This is a genomic window from Streptomyces sp. NPDC001890 (genome assembly GCF_042891445.1).
Taxonomy (GTDB): domain Bacteria; phylum Actinomycetota; class Actinomycetes; order Streptomycetales; family Streptomycetaceae; genus Streptomyces.
In genome coordinates this window covers 1-6,367 of sequence record NZ_JBIATE010000072.1, presented here as the reverse complement: position 1 = coordinate 6,367, position 6,367 = coordinate 1, and the positions used below count along the sequence as shown (strand labels likewise).

Sequence of the window (6,367 nt, the reverse complement as noted above, 5' to 3'; positions counted from 1 at the left end):
GCGATCGACGGCTCGCACGTCAGGGCCCTCAAAGGGGGGCTCACACCGGACCTTCGCCGGTCGACCGGGCACGCCCCGGCAGTAAACACCACATCATCGTCGACCGGCACGGAACCCCGCTCGCCGTCGCTCTGACCAGCGGGAACCGCCACGACGTCACTCAGCTCATTCCACTGCTGGACGCCATACCGTACATGCGGTTTTCCTCAGGAGGTCGAGGGCGAGCCCACCACCGGCCGTTATGCCTTCTTCGCCGGCTACGACCTGTCCGACGTCCATGGCTACACGCTGGCGGAGGATGAGGTGTGGTTGGTCGAAGACTCCGTCGTGCGCGAACATGTGGGCAGCTTCACGGAGTGGCTGCTGGGCGAGCTGAGTGAGCTGGAACGGCATATCGCCGACCCTGGTTTCGGGGAGGAAACGGACCGCGACGATGCGGGCGACCCGCACCGCCTGTTCGGTTACTCGCTGGAGTACGACTTGTTCGAACGGTCCCCGTACAGCGCGGCCGATCTGGAGCTGAACTGGGTCGAGAAGCAGGCCGGCAGCCCCTACTCCTACGGTCTGATCGACGCGGAGGGGCGGTGGCGCATACCGATGGGCCAACGGTTCATCTGTGTGCGGCCGTTCCGCGACGGAACCGCCGAGGTGATCTTGAACACTGAGGGCAGCTCCTACAGCGGCCCCTGGACGCGGATCGACACCGAGGGCCGGCCCGTCGGCCAGTAGCGGAGGCGCAAGAATGGGTGACTGGGGAATCGCGACATGGTGGGGCACCGGCTCCCCGCCACGGCTGCCCGACCGGCTCGGCGGGGACGACCGCTGGGCGGTGCGCCTGGGCAGGGTGGGCGACCGCGGCCTGTGGCAGATGGACACGCTCAGCAAGTGGGGTGTGCGTTCCCCCACCCTGAGGGGGCATTCCCAGGTGGTGGGTGTGCTTCCCGTAGCAGATGAGGTGTTCACACGGGGGCAGGGCTCGCTGGTCGCAGGGTTCAATTACCTGGTGGAGAGGGCGGTGCCGCGGCGTACGGCTGGTCGCCGCGGGCAGGCCCCGGACCTGCTCGCCGGGGCGGCCGACCTGCTTGGCGCGGGTTCGGCAGCCGTCGTGGAGGACGAAGGCCACCCGATGCTGTGCTTGTCCCAGCCCGTGGTCGTACCCGCCCCGGTGGTGGAGTGGCTGCTGGACCAGCTCCACCGTCAGCCCGAGTCGGCCCGCGCGCTGTTCGAGGCGCTGGCGCTCGCGGCGCCGCGCGGCCCGCACAGCACGCGATTCCTGATCGGGCTGTGGACGGCCGAGTACGGCTATCTGCACACCGGCGAGCTCACCCTCGACCTGTTGTCACACGCCTACGACTGCTCCGGCGCGGCGCAGATCGAACTGACCGGGATCCACCAGCGGCTGCACAGCGAAACCAGGTCCGGTCCCTGGGCCCACTCGAATTACTTCCAGTTCACCCCGGCCGCCACTCCGACACGGTCGTGGCCGCTGTCACCCGGACCGCGTGTAGGGAGCCACTGACCGGCTGGCACCCAGCAGCCCGTCGGCGTACGCCTCGGCCAGCTCGTCGTCCGCGGACTGCCCCAGTGCCCTCCGGACGCGTTCGATCAGGCGGCGCACGCGGCGGATCTCTTCTTCGGAGGGCATGGCCCGGGTACAGGCCCAGTCGTTGGCTTCGGAGGCGGACATCAGGCGTTCGCGGCTGCGGAGCAGGTCGGCTAGGCAGTTTCGTTTGGATCATGAAGAGAGTGCAAGCTCGACACCGCGACAGCGGTCGCCGACAAGTCCAACGCGGACCCGTTCTACCAGCAGGCGCGTACGGAGTGTGGCGGGTACGACACCTGCGTCACCGACCGCACCGACAAGCTGCGTAAGCAGAACGCGAAGGCGATCGCGGAGTCGACGAAGAAGGCGAAGGAGTCCAACGCGGACCCGCTGTACCAGCAGGCGCGTACGGAGTGCGGCGGGTACGACTCTGCATGGTCAGCAACCGCCACAGGGTCAGAGGTCAGCTGGCAGGAGGCCGAGGTGGTCGTGCCATGCCCGACGGCCGGTGGGCGTCACGGCGAGGGCGCGGGTGGTGCCGATGCGCGTGATCCATCCGGTGGCAAGTGCGTGGGCGCACAGGGCGGCGCCCACGGCGCCGGCCAGGTGGGGACGGCGCTCTGTCCAGTCAAGGCAGGCTCGTACTGGCGGTCGGCTTGAGCCGGTGGGCACCGTGATACCGGTCTCGGCCAGCCAGAGGGCGCCCTTGCCGGTCAGGGCCGGCTCGGGCCCCCACTCCAGCAGTTCGCGCTCGACCATCGCGTCGGTGATCGCCAGCGCGACGGCCCCGGCCAGGTGGTCGTAGCACAGCCGCGCTCGGGCCAGTGCCTGCTGTCGGCCGGAGGCTGACAGCGAACGTGGCCGGGTACTGCGCTGTGGGGCCAGCGCGGCAAGGCCCTCGATCAGTTCGACTACTCTGCGGTCGGCCACCCGTACGTATCGGTGGCGTCCGTGCCGCTCCTCGACAAGGAGTCCGCCGTTCACAAGCAGGTTCAGGTGCGAGGTCGCGGTGGACGGCGCGATGCCGGCATAACGAGCGAGCTCGTTCGCCGTCCAGGCCCGGCCGTCGAGCAGCGCCAGGCAGAAGGCGGCCCGGGTGCCGTCGGCCAGCAGCCTGGCCACACCCGCCAGGTCCACTCCCACATCCTGACCTGCGCGCTGAATGTCCACGGTGCCCATTGTCACCGACGTCGCTTCGACGGCCGTCGAAGCGTCCCGGTCTTAGCGTCGGCACGTGCCCGGGGCTCACGGCCCCTGCACCTGCATCCGCCCGCGAGGCCGCACCGCCTCCACCCACGTACTGGAGCACCCATGACTGCGTCATCCCCTCCCGGACTCCCAATGGACCTCGTGGTCACCGACGCCCCCGTCCCGGCAGACATCGCGGCCATCTCCGATGCGCTGGACCGCTTCAACATCGAGAACACGGGAATCGCCGACCGCACTCCGCTCGCCGTCCTGGTCCGTGATCCCGCAACGCACCAGACGGTCGGTGGACTGACCGGGCGCACCTCGCTCGGGCTGTTCTTCATCGACCTCTTCTACCTGCCGCCTCAGCTGCGTGGCAGCGGGCTGGGAAGAGAGATCCTTCGGCAGGCCGAGGACGAGGCCCACGCCCGTGGCTGCCGCACCGCCGTGCTCTACACGATCACCTTCCAGGCCCCCGGCTTCTACCAGAAACAAGGGTGGACGCGCCTGGGAGAGGTCCCCTGCGATCCACCGGGCACCAGCCGCATCTTCATGACCAAGGAACTTGCCGCACCGACCGGCAGACCAGTTCAGCCCTGGTGAGGTCGCCGTGCTCGCTGCCTCGTCATCTTTCCCGCCCGTTTGGCACGCGCCGGCGATCCCAGCGCCGACCGCGTCCGGGGCGTCACGGTCTGGGACAGTGATGACGTCCGGGCTGCTCGACGCGCTGGCCCGGGTGCCTGATCCGCGTAATCCGCGCGGGGTGCGGTTCCGGCCGGCGACGTTGCTCGCGGTCGGCGTGTGTGCCCTCACCAGCGCCGGTCACAACTCCGTGACCGCGATTGCCGAGTGGGTGTGCCGCTGTGACCAGGATGTCCTGGCCCGGCCGGGCTGTCCCTTCGATCCCTTCACCGGCCGTGGCGGACTCCTTCGAAGCGGCCGTACTCTTTCTCCGCACTGCAGGTTGCGGCTGCCTGCTTGAAGAAGTTCTATCTGCACCAGTGCGCCGTCAAGCAGGGTCAACGACGAGCTGCGGGCTGCGCTGGAGGCGCGGCGGCTGCCGGCCCGGGCCAGCAGCCGCGATAGGGCTCTGCTGGGTCACGTGCGGACGTCGCCGACACGAGCGTCGACGATGTCCGCGCTGCCCACAAGGCCGACCCCGCACCACACCCATACGACAACGTCGGCTTTCAAGACCACAACCAGGTCTTGAAAGCCGACGTCACGCGCGGGACCGAATTGACCAACAGCGTCCCGGGGGTGGTGCGGCCCCGGTGCGAGGAGTAGCAGCCCAGGTTGTCCGGTCACAGACCGCAGACTGCACCTTCCCTATCGACGGGCCTGGCGGGGCACCCCCGCGACCCGCGACGGGGGTTGACCACGACCGACCCGGCCTGCCCGCAGGCACCCTCGGCCAGGGAAGTGCTCCGCACACGGCGAGAACGCGGCGGCCAGGTCGCCCCCCGCTACGCCACAGGCCGGCAGCCCGGTGGCGGCTCTCAGAATCCCGGCGGCCGGCGGAACCCGCCGATCACCTTCGAAAGGCACCGCACGAACTGGACCGCGGTGCGGTCGTGCAGGTAGGGAGCGATCACCTGGATGCCGACCGGAAGCCCGTCCCGGGTCGCCCCGACAGGTGCCACCGCCGCGGGCAGATGGTTGAGCGACGACGGCGCCATCCACGTGAGCATCTCGCGATACGGCCGGTCGGCGCCGTCGACCCGCAGAGTTCGGACCGACCAGCCGGGGTCGGGTCGGTGATCGTGGGGGAAGGCGGCCGTCGGGCTCACCGGGCAGATGAGCACGTCGACGTCGCGGAAGAACTCGGCCCAGCGGCGGCGGGAGTGCTGCCGACGTTCGTCGAGGTCGTGCCAGTCACGGAAGCGGAGCGTCAGGTCCGAGGCGAACCCGCCCGCGTCCCCTTCCGCCGCGGCGAGCTCCACGAGCCCGGCATACGACTCGTCCGGCTCGACCAGCCCGCTCTGCGCCATCAGCAACGGCTGGTAGAGGGCCATCGTCTCTTCGAGCCCGACCGGTCCCTCGCTCTCGACCACGACGGCGCCCTCGGCCCGTACCGCCTCCAGCGTGGCCTGCATGATCGCGGCCAGCTCGCTGTCGACGGGGCAGAACGGGTCGTCCAGCCATGCCGCGACGCGAAAGTCCCGCAGGGTGCTCAACCTGGCGGGGGGCAGCTCCAGCCGCCATCCCGGGGCGCGGTCGTGGTCCGCTCCCGCGAGGACGTCGAGGCCCAGGTCGAGGTCGGCGGCGTGCCTGCCGAGCGGGCCGAGTACCGCCATGTCGAAATCCGCCAGCGTCCCAGGAGCATGTCCCGAGACGCTCCCGTACCTCGGCACGATCCCGAACGACGGGCGCAGCCCGTAGATGCCGCAGAAGTGGGCAGGCACCCGGATCGAGCCTGCCGTGTCGCCGCCGAGCTCCAGGCCGGTCAGCCCTGCGGCGACTGCCGCGGCGGACCCGCCGGACGAACCGCCGGGTCCGCGGGTCGGGTCCCACGGATTGTTCGTGGTCCCGTAGATCTCGTTGTAGGTCTGCCAGTCCCGGGCATCTGGCGGCATGTTGGACTTGCCGAACACGATCGCTCCCGCGTTCTTGAGCCGCGCAACCGACTCGGCGTCGCTCGTCGAGACATGATGCCCCCAGCGGGACGACCCCCCGGTGGTCCGCATGCCCGCAACCTCAAGACTGTCCTTGATCGTCACGGGGACACCGTGCAGGCGGCCGAGCGGCTCGCCACGGGAGACCGCGCGGTCGGCCGCCAGTGCCGCGGCTCTCGCACCCTCCTCGTCCCGGGCGACGACGGCGTTCACCTTCGGATCGAGCCGCTCCACCCGGGCGAGGTAGTGGTCGAGAAGCTCGACACTCGACACCTCCTTCGCCGCGACTGCAGCAGCGAGCTGACCTGCGGAGCGAAATGCTAGATCGGTCATGCAATCTCCAGAAAAGGCCAGACCCGCGGCGATCACATCGCTGTGGTCGACGCAAAATCCCAGTTCAGGGCGGGTCTAAGTCGACCTTAGCGGACGCGGGGGACCATGTCGGGGTGTGGCCTTTCTCACTTTCAGCAGCGGCTTTGTCCAGCACTCTGGGCAGCGACTGGAGGCCGACGGGCTCGGGACTAGGGCCTGTTGCGAAAGTAGATCTTGTACGTAGATGATCACGGCTTGTGGGGCGTGGTGATCTGACAAACGGCCAGTGGGCCCGGCTGCAGCCGTTGTTGCCGCAAGGAGTCAAGCCGGGCCGTCCGCCGGTGTGGACGCGACGGCAACTGATTGACGGCATACGGTGGCGTACCCGGACCGGTGCCCCCTGGCGGGACGTGCCCGAACGCTACGGGCCCTGGGGCCGGGTCTATGGCCTGTTCCGTCGCTGGCAGCGCGATGGCACTTGGGCCAGGATCGTCACCCAGTTCCAAGCCGAGGCCGACACGAGGGGCCTGATCACCTGGGAGGTGAACGTCGACTCCATGGTCTGCCGGGCCCACCAGCACGCTGCCGGTGCGTCGAAAAGGGGGATCTTCAGAATGAAGCTTCCCCGTGATCTTGGACACTCGATCTTTATGCCGCGAGGTCGTGTTGGTGCCGCTGTCGGGTCTCGGCTGGGGTGAGGTAGCCAAAG

8 protein-coding genes and 1 pseudogene are annotated in these 6,367 nt (G+C 69.2%); 6 read left to right on the top strand and 3 right to left on the bottom strand.

Annotated features, from left to right (window positions below):
- The 3 genes and pseudogenes from ACFYY1_RS43025 to ACFYY1_RS43015 form a co-directional block, all read left to right on the top strand.
- Nucleotides 1–239, top strand: a pseudogene (locus ACFYY1_RS43025) (transposase); the annotation flags it as partial.
- A 70-nt stretch (nt 240–309) separates the two neighbouring features.
- On the top strand, nt 310–729 hold the full coding sequence (locus ACFYY1_RS43020) for a hypothetical protein (RefSeq protein ID WP_388595552.1): 420 nt from the start codon (nt 310–312) through the stop codon (nt 727–729).
- A gap of 13 nt (nt 730–742) precedes the next feature.
- Nucleotides 743–1,519 carry a hypothetical protein gene (locus ACFYY1_RS43015; protein ID WP_388595551.1) on the top strand — a complete coding sequence of 259 codons (777 nt, stop codon included), beginning with the start codon at nt 743–745 and terminating at the stop codon, nt 1,517–1,519.
- Here ACFYY1_RS43015 and ACFYY1_RS43010 read toward each other — a convergent pair.
- A complete protein-coding gene (locus tag ACFYY1_RS43010; protein WP_388595550.1) occupies nt 1,490–1,687 on the bottom strand; it encodes a hypothetical protein in 198 nt (65 codons plus the stop codon). The two genes, ACFYY1_RS43015 and ACFYY1_RS43010, sit on opposite strands and share 30 nt — an antisense overlap.
- A 312-nt stretch (nt 1,688–1,999) precedes the next feature.
- Nucleotides 2,000–2,722, bottom strand: coding sequence for an ArsR/SmtB family transcription factor (locus tag ACFYY1_RS43005; protein ID WP_388595548.1), 723 nt, complete (start codon nt 2,720–2,722; stop codon nt 2,000–2,002).
- Between the two features lie 132 nt (nt 2,723–2,854).
- On the opposite strand from ACFYY1_RS43005, the gene ACFYY1_RS43000 reads away from it, so the two are divergent.
- Together ACFYY1_RS43000 and ACFYY1_RS42995 are read left to right on the top strand one after the other, a co-directional pair.
- On the top strand, nt 2,855–3,334 hold the full coding sequence (locus tag ACFYY1_RS43000; RefSeq protein ID WP_388595547.1) for a GNAT family N-acetyltransferase: 480 nt from the start codon (nt 2,855–2,857) through the stop codon (nt 3,332–3,334).
- A 100-nt stretch (nt 3,335–3,434) separates the two neighbouring features.
- Nucleotides 3,435–3,713 (top strand): transposase family protein, encoded by a 279-nt coding sequence (locus tag ACFYY1_RS42995; protein WP_388595545.1) that lies wholly within the window; start codon nt 3,435–3,437, stop codon nt 3,711–3,713.
- Nucleotides 3,714–4,230: 517 nt separating this feature from the next.
- On the opposite strand, the gene ACFYY1_RS42990 is transcribed toward ACFYY1_RS42995, so the two are convergent.
- Nucleotides 4,231–5,679, bottom strand: a complete 1,449-nt coding sequence (locus tag ACFYY1_RS42990) for an amidase (RefSeq protein WP_388595544.1) — start codon at nt 5,677–5,679, stop codon at nt 4,231–4,233.
- A 236-nt stretch (nt 5,680–5,915) separates the two neighbouring features.
- On the opposite strand from ACFYY1_RS42990, the gene ACFYY1_RS42985 reads away from it, so the two are divergent.
- Complete coding sequence (locus ACFYY1_RS42985) at nt 5,916–6,356, top strand: IS5 family transposase (protein ID WP_388595543.1); 441 nt, start codon at nt 5,916–5,918, stop codon at nt 6,354–6,356.
- Nucleotides 6,357–6,367 lie beyond the last annotated feature (11 nt).

Bases quoted from the DNA above. Each gene is read 5' to 3' on its own strand.
- ACFYY1_RS43015 (WP_388595551.1), top strand. From the start codon at position 743: ATGGGTGACTGGGGAATCGCGACATGGTGGGGCACCGGCTCCCCGCCA.
- ACFYY1_RS43010 (WP_388595550.1), bottom strand. From the start codon at position 1,687: ATGTCCGCCTCCGAAGCCAACGACTGGGCCTGTACCCGGGCCATGCCC.
- ACFYY1_RS43005 (WP_388595548.1), bottom strand. From the start codon at position 2,722: ATGGGCACCGTGGACATTCAGCGCGCAGGTCAGGATGTGGGAGTGGAC.
- ACFYY1_RS43000 (WP_388595547.1), top strand. From the start codon at position 2,855: ATGACTGCGTCATCCCCTCCCGGACTCCCAATGGACCTCGTGGTCACC.
- ACFYY1_RS42995 (WP_388595545.1), top strand. From the start codon at position 3,435: ATGACGTCCGGGCTGCTCGACGCGCTGGCCCGGGTGCCTGATCCGCGT.
- ACFYY1_RS42990 (WP_388595544.1), bottom strand. From the start codon at position 5,679: ATGACCGATCTAGCATTTCGCTCCGCAGGTCAGCTCGCTGCTGCAGTC.